Here is a 14,876-nt window from a genome sequence, read left to right as displayed (position 1 = left end):
TCTCTATATTTTCACCTTCTATGGGAAACAAAAAGAGGAGCCTTAGCTCCTCTTTTCATTGGTAAACATCGAACTCGCTTATTAAGCGTATTTCTCTTCGAAGTCTTTCATAAAGCTAACTAGTGCCTGAACACCTTCCAGAGACATCGCATTGTAAAGTGAAGCTCTCATTCCACCCACCGCTCGGTGACCTTTTAACGATTTCAGACCTGCAGCATCAGCCAACTCTAAAAACTTAGCATCTAGCTCTGGTTTCGCTAATTGGAATGGCACGTTCATTCTTGAACGGTTTGCTGTATGAACATCGTTTTTGTAGAAAGCAGAACTATCAATCGCATTGTAAAGCAACGCCGCTTTCTCTTTGTTCACAAGCTCCATCGCTTCAACGCCACCTTGAGCTTTCAGCCACTTGAATACAAGGCCTGATAGGTACCAAGCGTACGTTGGTGGTGTATTGAACATTGAGTCTTTTTCAGCGAGCACTTTGTAGTTAAGAATGCTCGGCAACACGTCGTTTGCGAGTTCTAGTAGATCATCACGTACGATAGCAATGCAGATACCAGCAGGACCAATGTTCTTTTGAGCGCCCGCGTAGATAACACCGTACTGAGAGACATCAATCTGGCGAGATAAGATGTTAGATGACATGTCGGCAACGATAGGCTTATCGGTTTGAGGTAGCTCACTGATTTCGATGCCATCGATGGTTTCATTTGGACAAAAGTGCACGTATGCCGCTTCAGGGTCGATTTTCCAATCTTTAGCTGGAACAACAGCCGCTTTACCATCAATTGATGTCTTGGCATTGAATACGTCGATTTCACAGTACTTACTTGCTTCAGTCACTGCACTTTCAGCCCAGTAACCTGCATCAATGTAAGTCGCTTTCGTCGCGTCACCAAGAAGGTTTAGAGGAACAGCAGCGAATTGAGCACGAGCGCCCCCCTGACAGAAAAGAACTTTATAGTTGTCTGGGATGTTCAGAAGATCACGTAGGTCTTGCTCAGACTCATCGGCAACTTGAATAAACTCTTTGCTGCGATGGCTGATTTCCATAACGGAAGTGCCTAAACCATTCCAATCAATGAAGTCCGCTTGTGCTTGTTTCATTACCGGTTTAGGCAGTGCCGCTGGGCCAGCACTAAAGTTGAATACGTTATCTAATGTAAGTTCCATGGGGATGATTGCTCCTGCTAAATAATAACTATGCAAGTAATACCATGTTTTACCCAACATAAAAACAACAAAAGAGGTCTTAAGACCTCTTTTGTTTCGTACCGTACAAAATGTTTAACTTAACCCGTTAGATCGCCCTATCAGTATTAAGCCCGACTCTTTTTATTGAACAAAAGCCGGCATAAGTAGTGCAATTAATGGAATTTCTTGTCCATTTTCAAACACTAGATTTCCATTCTTTAGGTCAGCCGTGATTTCATAACCACTTTCTGTTTGCTTGATCATTTCCATCACGATCAATTCGTCGATACCTTCACGGATGAATGGGTATTCTTCGACGAGCTCATTTGAGAAGCTAGATTGAACATTACCGGTTAATGCAGGAACAATCATTGAAGGGTTGCTGCTGATGTTTTCTGTGCCTTCCGGTACGCTCACCAACCATTTAGATTCAAACTGACCCTTACCTAGTTCTAGCGACATATTGTTCATTGAAAGGTCGAAGCCTTTAGCAAACAGTACGTCGATGAACGGAATGATCTCAGCCACGTCTTCTTGCGTCAAAACAGGATTCGCCTGGTAAATTTCAAAGATTTTCTCAAACGACTGACTGTCCAGTTTCGACATTTCAAAATCGACATTTAGATTGTTCAACTGGCCTTCGTTGGTCTCGATGTTTGCGATATCCAGCTTAAGGCTGCTGCTCAAGCGTTTAGTCGCTTCATCTAGATGCGATTCAAAATCGTACTTAGAATTTTCGATGGTCATGAATGGCTGCATTGCAGAATCTGAAATCAAAAAGCTATCAATAGTAAAGTTCTGTGTACCTAACCAGTAGCCTTTCGCTTGCTGGCCCGAACCAATACCTTTTAGGTTAGATAGAGTCACCTCTTCACCCGTTTCAAAATCAATTTGAACCGATGGGATAGAAAGCTCGTAATCAACCTGCCCTAATACAGTGGCATGGCCAGATAGATTCGACTTCGTGATAGATACCGAGGTACCATTTTCATCCGAACCTTGATGATTGAACTGGCTTAACTCGAAGTTGAAATCCGTGTTGCCGTTTAACTCAGTGCTGGTAGTCAGAGTAAGAGGCAAAATGTCAGCATTCTCAAACGTCGAAATCGCGTTTAAGCTAACCAAACCATGGCTAACCGCACTATTAATGACAAACTCACTAGGTAATCCATCGAGCGCGAGTTGCTCTTTCAAGTTCTCATCCATCACAGTCACACGAGTGGTTACATTAGAAGAAAGGTAACCTCTATCATATTCCACGATCTCAGCTTGAATGCTTGAATTGTTAAGCTTTGCAACGCCATCAGTAATCGCGTTCTGTCCAATTTGCCCAACCGCTAGCGGCCAACAAAGTGCCAATGAGATTGCTCCGCCGATTGCGCCAATTTTTCTTAACTGTTCCATGAGTTCTCTTTCTAGACTAGTCTGTTTTTTTTAGTCTAACCCATCAGTAGCAAACAAGAAACATTGAGTTAAATCAGTCTATTGCTCGATACTTCAATTCCCTCAACAAATTAACGGCTAGCTCTCATCCTTACCAAGCGCTTCTTGATAGGCTAGAAGCGTCGCTACTACTAAGGTTGAGCCGTGAATCAATACGCTGTTATTTGTTTGGACAATAATCCGGTGAGCATAGAAAGAATACGCTCCGAACTGGCTCCGCTGTCTTATGTATTCGACATTTATACTGCAGAGAACTTGGAAGATGCTCATCACGCATTAGAAGATATCCACGACAATCACCAAACCGTCGCCTTAGTGATCTCTCACCATCATTCTGAGTTCAATGGTGTGCAATTTCTGATTGAGCTTGAACAACTGCCCCACAGTAATACCGCAAGAACAATATTGGTGAGCGCCTCATCAGACATTCAATCCATCCTAACCGCGGTGAACGAAGGTAGACTCAACCACTGCCTAACCAAACCGGTTCAAGATAAGGTTCTCTTCAAATCTGCACAGAAAGAGCTGACTTCTTTTGTTATCGAGTACGACCCAGAAAACCTGCTGTCTTACAGTGATGCGTTGGATCAACAGCGTTTATTGAGAGCACACATCGAGCAAAAGATTCATTCGTTCCAATCTGGCTTCATTCATGATTACCACCAGCTTTCTGACAATGCCCTTGCTGAGCGTGTCGTCAGTGCTCTGCAGGATGTCTTTTCAAAAGACGACAAAACCAAAGCCATTCGTGATTATTCACCAGAGCATCTGCTGACGGTTGAGGGCGAAGATAATCGCTTTCTTTGGTTAATTATTGAAGGTGAAGCAGCTCTCTATAAAAAAGATGAACTGGGGCAACAACGCGAAGTTGTGCGTCACTCTAAGGGCAACATTGTCGGAGGGATGTCATTCGTGACGGGTGAACCTTCGTTCTCTACTGCGATCACCCTAACCCAGACAAGAGTGATTAAGCTTGATAAAGATAGCTTTGCTCAGGTTATGCATTCAAACAATACTCTGCTGCCGCTATTTACTAACCTGCTACTCCGTCACTTCAATCGCCGTTTACAACGCAGCATCACCAATAAGATCAAGCTGCAACAAACACTTGAATCGTTGGAGTCTGCACATCAACAATTGATTGAGAAAGAAAAAATGGCGATGCTGGGTCAGCTTGTCGCGGGTGTTGCTCATGAATTAAACAACCCTATTGCAGCGATCTTACGAAGTATTGAAACCTTGTCTGAACATCTCGACCAGATACTCGAAAACTCAGCACTCCCAGGATCGAATAAAGGGACTGAAGTATTAGCACACTCAAAACTGGCTAAGCCTCTATCCACGGCACAAGAGAGACAACTCGTTAAACACCTCACATCGACTATCGATGATCGTACGCTAGCCAAAAAAGCGGTGAGGCTAAACTTGAGTCAAGATTCTAAGGTTTTAGATACCTTAAAAGACTCCCCTATTGCAGGCAAAGAACTACTCAACGACTTAGAGCATTACCACTATGTAGGAAACTCTATTCGCTCGATTCAAGTGTGCAGTAAACGCATTGCCGATATGGTGAAAAGCCTAAAATGCTACGCCCGAGAAGATGATGAAGTGCGTCACTACGCTGATATTCACGAAGGACTTGAAGACACCTTAGTGATCTTTGAAAACAGATTGAAGCATCATCAACTCGAAAAACACTATGACACCGATTTGCCACCTTTATTGTGCCAGTCGCTCGCGTTACAACAAGTGTGGACGAACCTTATCTCTAATGCACTGGATGCGCTTTCAGAGCGAGGAACAGTCTCTATCACCACCTCTCAACAAATAGAGGGAGACGACACTTTTTTAGTGGTGCAAATATCAGACACTGGCCACGGCATCGCCAAAGAAGACATCCACACCATTTTCAATCCAAACTTCACCACCAAAAAAGAAGGCAACTTTGGTTTAGGGATTGGGTTATCCATTTCTCAACAAATCGTTTCGGCTCATCAAGGGTTTATTTTGGTGGAGTCTGAGGTAGGCAGCCATACTCACATGCAGGTGTGGCTTCCATTCAAACAAGAAGGAGCACCTCATGAATAAGTACCTAATTTTATGTGTCGATGATGAACCTGAGGTTCTCAACAGTGTCCTTCAAGACTTAGCGCCATTTGAAGAGAACTTTATTGTTGAAGGAGCCGAATCGGTCGATGAAGCTAAACAAGTGATTAAAGAAATGGGACAAGATGGTATTAAGCTCGCCTTAATCTTGTGTGACCACATCATGCCTGACAAAACGGGCATCGATTTTCTCATCGAACTCAACCAACACGATTCAACGCAGCCAACACGCAAACTGCTGCTCACCGGCCAAGCCGGACTTGAAGACACCGTAACGGCTATCAATAATGCTGCGCTTGATTTCTATATCTCTAAGCCTTGGCGAGGCGACCAACTCAGAGACACGATTACGAAACAGCTAACCGACTTTGTGATTGCCAATGACAAACAATTATTGAACTGGACTTCTATCCTAGATACCGAACGCATCCTTACAGCGATGGCGAATAAACGGACTAGTTTTGGCGAATAACGCTTAATTTCAGCGGAATCGCCCGAAAACATGAGATCTCAGTTACAGAGTGATACATAATTTGTTCATTTTTTAGGTAATTGACAAATGATTCGCATTTTTATGGATTACTTTTCCGTGAGTTAGATTAAACTGTCTCAATGTTTATGGTTTGCCTGATTTTTCTCAAACCAAAGGAATTAACACTAATTAAAGGTTTACGGTCGTTATGCGCAAAATTCTACTTACTACCGCTATGCTATTGGCTTCTAGCCCAGCACTAGCTGTTGATGAACAACCACAAGTAATGAGTAACTTTAACTACGATTACTTTGAAGCACGTATCGGTGCTAGCCCTGTAACATTTGGTGGCGCGTTCAGTAAGTCAATTCACCCGAATGCTCACGCTATAGCACGTATCGATTCAGAATTTGAAGGCGATTACGACTCAGCTGTAGGTCTTGGTTTCCACGCTCCATTAAACAACTGGGCTGACCTAACGGGTGAAATGCTAGCGCGTATCGTTCAGCCTGAAAACTCAAGCTCTACTGATATCGGTATGGAGATCAACGTTGGTGTTCGCCAATGGCTTGGTCCACAACTAGAAGTGGGTGGTAAAGGTGGTTACGTTTCAATCGATGACAACGATGATTGGACAGGTTCTGTTTACGCTCGTTTCCACTCTACAGAGCTATTCTCTCTAGGTGCTGAAGCTCGTATCAACGACTTCTACGGTGATCAACTTATGTTCACTGCTCGTTTCAAGTACTAATACTTAGCGAGACAGCTCCCAATGAGCACTTAGTCTTTTCATACTTAATTTTTTAAGAAATGCGACTAAGAAAAACAAAAAAACCGAGGACATTCCTCGGTTTTTATTTATTAACAGTAATCTTAAGCATAGAGGGATGACTTCTTTAGTGGCAGCTCTTCAATAATTGCTGCTTGCGTGGTTCTTGCAATAGTTTCCAGTGGATACCATCAATTGCGCCCGCAAATTTCCAAAGTAATTTTAGGTCAACATCATTGCCGTACGCTTCGCGAACCTTATTAAATACTTCAGGTGCGCCTAACTGCATAAACATTGAAACATCATCAACACCCGCTTTTTTCACCATGCGCTCTAATGTGAGTTGCATGTTTGGAAGATCTCTCAATCTACGGCTAGCTGATGATTTTTTGAAGCTACGTTGTTGAATTGAATTATCGATCGAAGTACGAATAATGCTATCCAATTCAGGGTGTTCGCATGTAAACAGATCAGTAATATCGTAGTAATTTACGGTTGCTGTTGTCTGTTTTTTTACATGACGATACTTTTCACAATCAAGATCCGTCAGTTTCTTATCTAATGACTTTCCACCTCTAATGAATAAACAACCTTCACTCAACAAAGCGAACATAGCGTCATTTTGAAAGAGGCCAATACCTCCAAACATAGAACGTTTTTGATGCTCACCAAATTGATTCACGTAATTAATAAATGCTGTCTCGGTCATATCCGTTGATCCTTAATCAAATTACCCCGATTAGGTTGATCACCAGACAAGCAGCTTTTTTATGCGAAAAATGTTAAATCTATTTTTTTATTGTTTAGGTGAATATTATGATTTCGTTTTTCACCTTTAAATAAATGATACTTCGAAAAGAAAAATAAGTCTGGACTTAGTTCACATCAATCAATTGAGTATTCTGGTTTTTCATGATTGACATCACAGTAAAACATCAAAATATGAATGGTTTTTGACGATCGCTGATACATCGGTTCAAGTTTTCTAGGGTTATGAGGCCCGATGAGTATTGCCTCACAGCATCACGGCTTGTAAAATAGGTCCACATACATTTTTTACTTTTTATATGAATCATTTATCGTTTTTCTGGCTACCACAAAATAAGGCTCTTCTCTTAAAGGGTCTAGAATCAGAGTTTGCCCAACTTGTTGGCCATTCTATCTCAGCGGGAAAAATAACCCTTCCTCCTATCCCTGAAGTCGTTTTAAAAATTCAAAAATTATGTACCCAAGAAACGACTGGCATTGCCGAAGTTGCTGAGTGCTTACTCGAAGACCCTGGCCTAACCGCTATCGTGATTCGCGTCGCTAACTCTGTGGTATTCAACAGACGAAATATCACCTGTGTTGACATTATGACGGCGGTATCACGCTTAGGGATATTGAGAGTAAGAGACATCGTAACTGCTCAAGCTATCGAGCAACTTAAGCATTCTGTGAATCTAAACCACGAATGTAATCAGGTTTTGGTGCAAAGCGCTTCTATCTCAAAAGAACTTGGCGCGACGATGGTACTGGTCACTAATAGCTTCAAAGAACTGTCCCCTATCGAATATCGCTACCTAGAGCATGAGAAATCTCTACTCGTCGGGCTATTAGCTGATATAGGTTTGTTCTGCTTAGTGAGTGAGTACCACCTCTACCTTGAAAATGGTAACTATCTAGACCACGACATCGCTCTGCAAATATTCCAAGGCCAATGCTCTGCAACCAGTAAGCTGGTTCTTAGACGTTGGGGATTCGACAGTGACTTCATTGATGTGTGTAGTAACACCATCAATCAGCAAGAAGAGCGCGAAGTGTCTTATCTTGATATTGCACGAATTGCCAATCACCTTTTGATGTTTAGAAACAAGGATGAAAACATCGATGAGCATGAAGTGGAGCTTAATGTCACGGGTGCCGAAGTTCTTTATAAATTAAGCAACTTGAGTAAAAATGATTTTAATGCAAAGCTAAGCGACGTTATCAACGCTAGCGGCTTCTAAGTCACCGTAAATTGCTAAGTAGTTGTAATAGTAAGTAAATGTAAAAGGGAAAGCATGTTTACAGGGATGATCTTTATATTTGCGCCACTCGTCGTGGGGTATCTTTTTTCTATATCAAACACCCAGACGTTAGAGTTCATTAACCGCTCGACGTCTAGGCTGATCTACGTAATCCTCTCGCTTATGGGTCTGAGCCTAGCCGCGCTCGATAACTTAGGCAGCAATCTACAGACAATCCTTCTTTATACTGTCACTTTCTTTGTCTGTTTAAGCGTATGCAACCTAATGGCGCTGCCAGCAATCGATAAATTACTGCCGCTTAAGACTGACAGCAGCCAGAAAAAGCTCCCCCTATCTTCAATGGCGATGGAATCGGCTAAGTTGATTCTGGTGGTCGGTTCTGGCCTCATTGCGGGCTTGGTTCTCCCAATCGGGCTTGATTGGGTCGATACAGCAAGTGAATGGATTCTATTCGTTCTTCTGTTCTTTATTGGCATTCAACTGCGTAATAGCGGATTGACTCTTAGACAAATCTTACTGAACAAACACGGTATGGTGATCGCCCTTACGATTATTGTGACCTCAATGATCGGTGGTGTGATTGCCGCTTACTTACTTGATATTCCGCTCTTCAAAGCCTTAGCGATGTCATCCGGATTCGGTTGGTATTCTCTCGCAGGCATTCTAATGGGTGACGCTTTTGGCCCTGTTTATGGTGGTGCTTCATTCATGCTCGAACTGCTGAGAGAGTTGGTTGCCTTAGTACTTATCCCGGTGCTGATTCGCAGTTATCCGTGCACTTCTATTGGTTATGCAGGTGCGACCGCGATGGACTTCACTTTGCCTGTGATTCAAACAACAGGCGGAGTTCGATGTGTCCCTATCGCCATCGTCAGCGGGTTTATATTGAGTCTTCTCGTCCCGATTATGATGTTGTTCTTTGTATCTCTTGCTAACTAGATCGCAGGAATAGCGATTGTTTTAGATTAGAATGCTTCTCTGAATACCAAAGCCCAAGATACCGATACAGTTACCGAAATAAAAAGACACTAAGTGTCATTGCTCAACAAATAATGATCACGGTACTCTGTAACGACAAAGTCCTAAAAAGAATAAACTTACAAAAGGAACCACTATGAAACGCCTTTGCGTCGCATTACTGCTAGCTTCAACTTCTACTTTCTCTTTTGCAGCAGATTCAATGTCTGAAACAAACCAGTGCCAAGCAACAAAATACGATGCGTACATCGACGCTTCTTTGAATTGGTATGCTGATCTTGCTGCTTTAACCTCTGAGCAATATCCAGAGCTCGAAGAAGTCAGTGAGTGGTTCCTAGAAGGCCGTAAACACCACTTTGAACTCAACCGCGCGGCGGTAAACTACTACTTAGTGAATGATCCAAGCAAAGTTGCGACAGCTCAGTCTGTTGAAGGTTGGCTACAACTAGAACAGCACGATATTAAGACGCTATCAACCCGCGATGATGAGCTTGGAAAAATTGCGAAACAGACGTTCGACGACCGTCAATCAACACCTCACGCTCAAAACTACGAGCTACGTTCAGCGTTTGCTGAGCTGCTTAGCCACCCTAAGCAAATCGACACTGCACTGCAGCGTTACAACCAGTCGATTGCTAAACTTGAAGCGATCAAGTGTAAATAACCCTTGATTTACTATGCTTTTGTGGGAAGTTGGATTTCATAATTAAGACGGGACATTGTTCCCGTTTTCGTTTAAATTGTCCCGCTCGCGTCAATATAAGAAAAATAACTCGCTTGCTATGGTTACGGAACAAAAAACAGCAGATGTTAGCTTCGACAGTCTTCTACGTATCTTTACAGTACCAGAAGGCCCGGACTCAACACTCACTCAAATCGAAGACAAACTTTCACGAAACCTGAATCAATTCTTACGTGAACACATTGTGGCTGAAGAAAAGCCATTGCGTGAGATTGAGAAAGATTTTTCGAATGCTCATATCCCAGAGCAGCCTGAGTTTGTTTCAGAACATACCGAGCATCTTCTCGATTCTCTTGTATCTCATTCTGTACATACGTCGTCGCCAAGTTTTATTGGTCACATGACGTCTGCGCTACCCTATTTCCTGATGCCGCTGTCAAAAATCATGATTGCGCTAAATCAGAATCTAGTAAAAATCGAGACTTCAAAAGCTTTCACTCCTCTTGAACGCCAAGTTTTGGGGATGTTGCACCGTTTGATCTACCAAGACAACGACCAGTTTTATTCTCGTTGGATGCACAGTGCCAACCACTCTTTAGGTGCGTTTTGTTCTGGCGGTACCATCGCGAACATAACAGCGCTTTGGGTTGCTCGTAATAATGCATTGAAAGCACAAGGCTCGTTCAAAGGTGTAGAGAAAGAAGGCTTATTCAAAGCCATGAAACACTACGACTACGAAGGCCTCGCTATCTTGGTTTCTGAACGTGGTCACTACTCTTTGAAAAAAGCGGCCGATGTACTCGGTATTGGTCAAGAAGGTCTTGTTTCAGTCAAAACGGATAACAATAACCGTATTTGCACTGACGACCTAAGACTCAAGATCGATCAGCTTAAGCAGAACAAGATTAAGCCTTTCGCCGTTATTGGCGTAGCGGGCACGACCGAAACGGGCAATATCGATCCTCTAAGAGAAATTGCAGAGGTGTGTGCCGAATCTGACTGCCACTTCCACGTGGATGCAGCTTGGGGCGGCGCAACGCTAATGTCGAATAATCATCGTCATTTACTTGATGGTATTGAGTTAGCGGATTCTGTCACGATAGATGCACATAAACAGCTCTATATCCCTATGGGTGCGGGTATGGTTTTGTTTAAGAAGCCAGACGCGATGACAGCGATTGAACATCATGCTCAATACATATTGCGTAAGGGTTCGAAAGACCTCGGTAGCCACACTCTAGAAGGCTCACGTTCTGGTATGGCGATGCTCGTTTATGCTTCGATGCATATCATCAGCCGTCCTGGCTATGAGCTACTGATCGACCAAAGCATCAACAAAGCACGTTACTTCGCTGATCTGATTAAAGAACAAAGTGATTTTGAATTAGTGTCCGAGCCAGAGCTGTGCCTACTGACGTATCGCTACCTTCCTGAATCAGTAAAAGCCGCCTTGTTAAAAGCTGGCGCTCAGCAACGTGTTGAACTGAATGAGTTACTCAATGAACTCACGAAATTTATTCAGAAGAAACAGCGTGAAACCGGTAAATCTTTTGTCTCCAGAACTCGCTTGAACCCCGAAGCTTGGTCACATCAACCGATTATTGTTTTCCGTGTTGTATTGGCAAACCCGCTTACGGGCAATGAGATTCTAACCTCAGTGCTTGAGGAACAGCGCGAAATCGCTAAGCTAGCGCCAAACCTGATGGGCAAAATCAACAAACTGGTTACGCAAATCAACGCATAGTCATTCAATTTTAGTTGCATCAATTTGAAAATTTATTTCTTTTTGATGTAACTAAGCTGTCAGTTCATACTCAATTTGCATTCTTTTTGCTCAAACCCTCTTCCAATTCTGTAGTTTTCTAAAATTTTGTTGAGGTTTGTCATATTCTTAAGCATTCATGCCCTGTTTTTGTATTAGTTAATAGTATGTTGGGTTTATACTGACTCTATGGTGCTAGTTAGCTTGATATCTATTTGACGCAGCAGTAATTACAAACCTCTCATTGTTTTAGGGTCTGTTTTACTGATATTTGCTTCAGCCATACCCCTTGGTAAACGATATTAACTAGCAAGTTGTTCTCTATACCCTCGTGAACACTATGAATACATTAGAAAAAATACAAAAAAACCTGGAAAATTTCAGCAAGTCTGAGCGTAAAGTAGCCGAAGTAATTATGGCTTCCCCTCAAACTGCAATTCATTCTAGCATTGCTACCTTAGCTAAAATGGCTGACGTAAGTGAGCCTACAGTTAACCGTTTCTGTCGTCGTTTAGACACTAAAGGCTTTCCTGACTTTAAACTTCACCTAGCTCAAAGCTTGGCGAACGGTACACCTTACGTGAACCGTAATGTTGAAGAAGACGATGGCCCTGATGCTTACACACATAAGATTTTCGAATCAACTATGGCTTGTCTGGATGTTGCTAAAAACAGCCTAGACGCGATGCAAGTAAACCGAGCGGTTGACTTGCTGACTCAAGCAAAACGCATTTCGTTTTTTGGATTGGGTGCCTCTTCTGCCGTAGCGAAAGATGCTCAAAACAAGTTTATTCGTTTTAATATCCCTATTACGTGTTTTGAAGACATTGTGATGCAACGAATGAGCTGCATTAACTGCAGCGATAACGATGTTATTGTTCTTATCTCTCACACTGGCCGTACTAAAAGCCAAGTTGAGATTGCGAACCTGGCTCGTGAAAACGGTGCGACCGTTATTGCTATCACAGCAAAAGATTCACCGCTAGACAAAGCAAGCTCGCTGTCTATTTCGCTGGATGTTCCAGAAGACACTGACGTTTACATGCCAATGGCAAGCCGCGTTGTTCAGATGACGGTTATCGATGTGTTAGCGACAGGCTTTACGCTTCGTCGTGGTTCTGGTTTCAGAGAGAACCTAAAACGTGTGAAAGAGTCACTTCGTGATTCACGTTACGAGAAATACTCTCAGTTCTAGTCTGCTAATGCATGACCTAAGAACAAGTTGAATTAAAAAACGGAGCCTAGTGCTCCGTTTTTATTTGCCCTGAATTAGCTTAGCTTTCTCGTTATGTGTGCTTTCTACTTTCTACTTTCTACTTTCTACTTTCTACTACTAGATCGTCCAGCTATTACCTTTCTCTACGACATTATTTTCAGACGCATAAGAGTTAATGATGGTAAAGCTCGACTCCGTAACCTGTTCTGGGGCACGTTGAGCAGCTTGACTCATCGAAGCTGTCTCATGGTATTCACCTCCACAATCACACTCCTCACAAACCTGCTGAAGAATATGTACAAGCCTCTGTTGATTCAACGGTAAAGGATTTCCTTTTATCGCAACAGACTTAAGCGCGTCACTAGACACCTCATCAAACTGAGCTTCGCAGACACCAAACTCCAGTAAGCTTGGAAGCTTTAGCGTGTCCAACACTTCAGATAACCAAGCAATCGCGTCTTCCTCTTTCGCCTCAGAGCTCCCTGTAACAATTCGAGCAATTCGTTGATAGCGAGCTAATATGTCACCTCTCTGCTGTTCTCTCGCAACAGCGATGTTCTCCATCATCACAAATGGCGCTAAGCGCGCTGTTATAACACTGTGTGGTGCGGATATCTTGCCACCTAACGCAGAGGCTAATCCATGCGCAGCCCCAAGCTTGGCATTGGTTATCGCTATTCCACCCAACATAGAAGCAAAGGCAAGATCAGAACGAGCTTGAGGTTCATCATAAACGCACGCTTTAACCACAGAGCCACTTAACTTACGTAACCCTTCCTCACAGATCATATCGGTGAGCGAATTAGGCTCACCACACACATATGCTTCCATTAGATGCGTAAAGGCGTCCATGGCTCCACGTCCTGATAAATACAAGTTGGTTCCATACGTTAAGGTCGGGTCGACAATCGCGACGTCAGCTAGCATGTCTGGACTTCTGAGGCTTATCTTGACTTGATCTTGTCCAGACTTAAGCACCGCATTTTTAGTGACCTCAGCGCCGGTGCTCGCCGTTGTAGGAATCGCGATGAACGGTAGTGGTTTAGCCTTGAGTGGTACATTACGCCCAACGACTTCCACATAGTCGTATAAATTACCTTGGTTAGGTAAAACAGCAGCTAACGCTTTCCCCATATCAATCGCACTGCCTCCCCCCATTGCAACCACCATATCGGGTTTAAATCGCCGAGCAGACGTGGCAGCCTCTTCGACCATTTTGATATTGGGTTCACCGGAAACGGCAATGTGTTGATAACGCATGTTTTGCGCATCTAGGTAATCGGTTACCAGTGAAGTGCGTTCTAAAGTGTTGCCAGTAACCAATAACACGCTGTAGCCGTATTGATTAAAGAGGGACAATGAAGCCTGAAGTGCTCCATCACCAAAGATGATCTTTGTAGGTGTCATAAATTGAAACATGGTGCCTCCTGCGCCTATGACCAAACAAAACTGCGAACTCTTGGTTATTGGAATTTAGCCTTTGTATCGTGCATCACTATTAAGATGCCTCGTTCTGTAGGAGCTTTTTTTGACGAGGTGCAACTTGTGGCATTAAAGATGGATTAAAGTCGTATTTTTAGGGGTAATTCACACTCTCAATTTGTGGGTACTCAACGATGGTGACGGGCAGTTTGCGAGCCCCTTTCTATTTATGGTGAATATTTGCGCTGATAGGTAAAAGCTATCGTATTAAGAGGCAATTCCATCTTTATTTCCCCATAGCATTGAGGCATAGTTGGTTTTAAGAAATTTTGAGTGGCATTCACTAAAGAATAGTTAACATAATAGAGTTAACGAGCCTCATCCCGTATTTAGGAGAAATTAAATGTTTGTAGTTATTTTTGGTCGCCCTGCTTGCCCATTCTGTGTTCGTGCAAAAGAGCATGCTGAAACTCTTAAAGCTAAACGCGATGACTTCAACTACCGTTACGTTGACATCCACGCTGAAGGCATCAGCAAAGCTGACCTAGAGAAGACTGTTGGTAAGCCAGTAGATACAGTGCCACAAATCTTCATCGATCAAGACCACATCGGCGGCTGCACAGAATTCGAAGCATACGCAAAAGAAAACCTAGGTCTTTTCGACTAAGCTAAGATTTCTCTTACGAGATCTAAGGCTAAAATCTAAAACAGCTAACCAATTTAAACGTTAGACTGTACGATTTATATCAAGCCCGCTCACTGTAGCGGGCTTTTTTTATGACCAGTTTTCGTACGGAATAATAATAAAGTCAAAATCAAG

Annotated in this window: 13 protein-coding genes; 9 read left to right on the top strand and 4 right to left on the bottom strand. The window is 42.9% G+C overall.

Annotation, left to right across the window (positions count from 1 at the left end):
- Positions 1-81: 81 nt before the first annotated feature.
- Both serC and AC3CKG_RS06100 read right to left on the bottom strand, forming a co-directional pair.
- Positions 82-1,176, bottom strand: a complete 1,095-nt coding sequence (gene serC, locus AC3CKG_RS06105) for a 3-phosphoserine/phosphohydroxythreonine transaminase (RefSeq protein WP_029226041.1) — start codon at positions 1,174-1,176, stop codon at positions 82-84.
- A 162-nt stretch (positions 1,177-1,338) separates the two neighbouring features.
- Positions 1,339-2,601 carry a DUF945 family protein gene (locus AC3CKG_RS06100; RefSeq protein WP_102541383.1) on the bottom strand — a complete coding sequence of 421 codons (1,263 nt, stop codon included), beginning with the start codon at positions 2,599-2,601 and terminating at the stop codon, positions 1,339-1,341.
- Positions 2,602-2,784: 183 nt separating this feature from the next.
- Here AC3CKG_RS06100 and AC3CKG_RS06095 point away from each other — a divergent pair, with 183 nt between their 5' ends.
- The 3 genes from AC3CKG_RS06095 to AC3CKG_RS06085 all read left to right on the top strand — a co-directional run bounded on the left by AC3CKG_RS06095 (position 2,785) and on the right by AC3CKG_RS06085 (position 5,969).
- Positions 2,785-4,728: an ATP-binding protein gene (locus AC3CKG_RS06095; protein ID WP_488528993.1), complete on the top strand. Its 1,944-nt coding sequence runs from the start codon at positions 2,785-2,787 to the stop codon at positions 4,726-4,728.
- Entirely contained in the window at positions 4,721-5,218 is a 498-nt protein-coding gene (locus AC3CKG_RS06090; protein ID WP_017108220.1) for a response regulator, read from the top strand. The genes AC3CKG_RS06095 and AC3CKG_RS06090 overlap by 8 nt, the downstream gene beginning before the upstream one ends.
- A 208-nt stretch (positions 5,219-5,426) precedes the next feature.
- Positions 5,427-5,969, top strand: a complete 543-nt coding sequence (locus AC3CKG_RS06085; protein WP_017108221.1) for a hypothetical protein — start codon at positions 5,427-5,429, stop codon at positions 5,967-5,969.
- 145 nt (positions 5,970-6,114) lie between these two features.
- Here AC3CKG_RS06085 and AC3CKG_RS06080 read toward each other — a convergent pair whose 3' ends face one another.
- A complete protein-coding gene (locus AC3CKG_RS06080; protein WP_017060401.1) occupies positions 6,115-6,696 on the bottom strand; it encodes a TfoX/Sxy family DNA transformation protein in 582 nt (193 codons plus the stop codon).
- 358 nt (positions 6,697-7,054) lie between these two features.
- Here AC3CKG_RS06080 and AC3CKG_RS06075 point away from each other — a divergent pair, with 358 nt between their 5' ends.
- From AC3CKG_RS06075 to AC3CKG_RS06055, 5 genes are all read left to right on the top strand, one after another.
- A complete protein-coding gene (locus AC3CKG_RS06075) occupies positions 7,055-7,975 on the top strand; it encodes an HDOD domain-containing protein (protein ID WP_017108222.1) in 921 nt (306 codons plus the stop codon).
- 54 nt (positions 7,976-8,029) lie between these two features.
- Positions 8,030-8,935, top strand: a complete 906-nt coding sequence (locus AC3CKG_RS06070) for a LysO family transporter (RefSeq protein ID WP_017111641.1) — start codon at positions 8,030-8,032, stop codon at positions 8,933-8,935.
- Between the two features lie 175 nt (positions 8,936-9,110).
- Positions 9,111-9,638 (top strand): hypothetical protein, encoded by a 528-nt coding sequence (locus AC3CKG_RS06065; protein WP_017111640.1) that lies wholly within the window; start codon positions 9,111-9,113, stop codon positions 9,636-9,638.
- A 118-nt stretch (positions 9,639-9,756) separates the two neighbouring features.
- The gene (gene panP / locus AC3CKG_RS06060) at positions 9,757-11,400 is read left to right on the top strand and encodes a pyridoxal-dependent aspartate 1-decarboxylase PanP (protein ID WP_102485099.1); all 1,644 of its coding nucleotides are present in this window, start codon (positions 9,757-9,759) and stop codon (positions 11,398-11,400) included.
- Positions 11,401-11,758: 358 nt separating this feature from the next.
- Complete coding sequence (locus AC3CKG_RS06055) at positions 11,759-12,613, top strand: MurR/RpiR family transcriptional regulator (protein WP_004734686.1); 855 nt, start codon at positions 11,759-11,761, stop codon at positions 12,611-12,613.
- A 138-nt stretch (positions 12,614-12,751) separates the two neighbouring features.
- Here the strand turns inward: AC3CKG_RS06055 and AC3CKG_RS06050 are convergent, their stop codons facing one another.
- Positions 12,752-14,053, bottom strand: a complete 1,302-nt coding sequence (locus AC3CKG_RS06050) for an iron-containing alcohol dehydrogenase (protein ID WP_488528992.1) — start codon at positions 14,051-14,053, stop codon at positions 12,752-12,754.
- A 406-nt stretch (positions 14,054-14,459) separates the two neighbouring features.
- Between AC3CKG_RS06050 and AC3CKG_RS06045 the strand changes: the two genes are divergently transcribed.
- A complete protein-coding gene (locus AC3CKG_RS06045; protein WP_009847069.1) occupies positions 14,460-14,723 on the top strand; it encodes a GrxA family glutaredoxin in 264 nt (87 codons plus the stop codon).
- Positions 14,724-14,876: the final 153 nt, after the last annotated feature.

This window comes from Vibrio sp. QJM3NY_15, from assembly GCF_057785995.1.
The sequence above is the reverse complement of the archived record's forward strand: the minus strand, read 5'-3'. Positions and strand labels throughout refer to the sequence as shown.

Bases quoted from the DNA above. Each gene is read 5' to 3' on its own strand.
- serC (WP_029226041.1), bottom strand. From the start codon at position 1,176: ATGGAACTTACATTAGATAACGTATTCAACTTTAGTGCTGGCCCAGCG.
- AC3CKG_RS06050 (WP_488528992.1), bottom strand. From the start codon at position 14,053: ATGTTTCAATTTATGACACCTACAAAGATCATCTTTGGTGATGGAGCA.
- AC3CKG_RS06075 (WP_017108222.1), top strand. From the start codon at position 7,055: ATGAATCATTTATCGTTTTTCTGGCTACCACAAAATAAGGCTCTTCTC.
- AC3CKG_RS06090 (WP_017108220.1), top strand. From the start codon at position 4,721: ATGAATAAGTACCTAATTTTATGTGTCGATGATGAACCTGAGGTTCTC.
- AC3CKG_RS06100 (WP_102541383.1), bottom strand. From the start codon at position 2,601: ATGGAACAGTTAAGAAAAATTGGCGCAATCGGCGGAGCAATCTCATTG.
- panP (WP_102485099.1), top strand. From the start codon at position 9,757: ATGGTTACGGAACAAAAAACAGCAGATGTTAGCTTCGACAGTCTTCTA.
- AC3CKG_RS06045 (WP_009847069.1), top strand. From the start codon at position 14,460: ATGTTTGTAGTTATTTTTGGTCGCCCTGCTTGCCCATTCTGTGTTCGT.
- AC3CKG_RS06055 (WP_004734686.1), top strand. From the start codon at position 11,759: ATGAATACATTAGAAAAAATACAAAAAAACCTGGAAAATTTCAGCAAG.
- AC3CKG_RS06080 (WP_017060401.1), bottom strand. From the start codon at position 6,696: ATGACCGAGACAGCATTTATTAATTACGTGAATCAATTTGGTGAGCAT.
- AC3CKG_RS06070 (WP_017111641.1), top strand. From the start codon at position 8,030: ATGTTTACAGGGATGATCTTTATATTTGCGCCACTCGTCGTGGGGTAT.
- AC3CKG_RS06065 (WP_017111640.1), top strand. From the start codon at position 9,111: ATGAAACGCCTTTGCGTCGCATTACTGCTAGCTTCAACTTCTACTTTC.
- AC3CKG_RS06085 (WP_017108221.1), top strand. From the start codon at position 5,427: ATGCGCAAAATTCTACTTACTACCGCTATGCTATTGGCTTCTAGCCCA.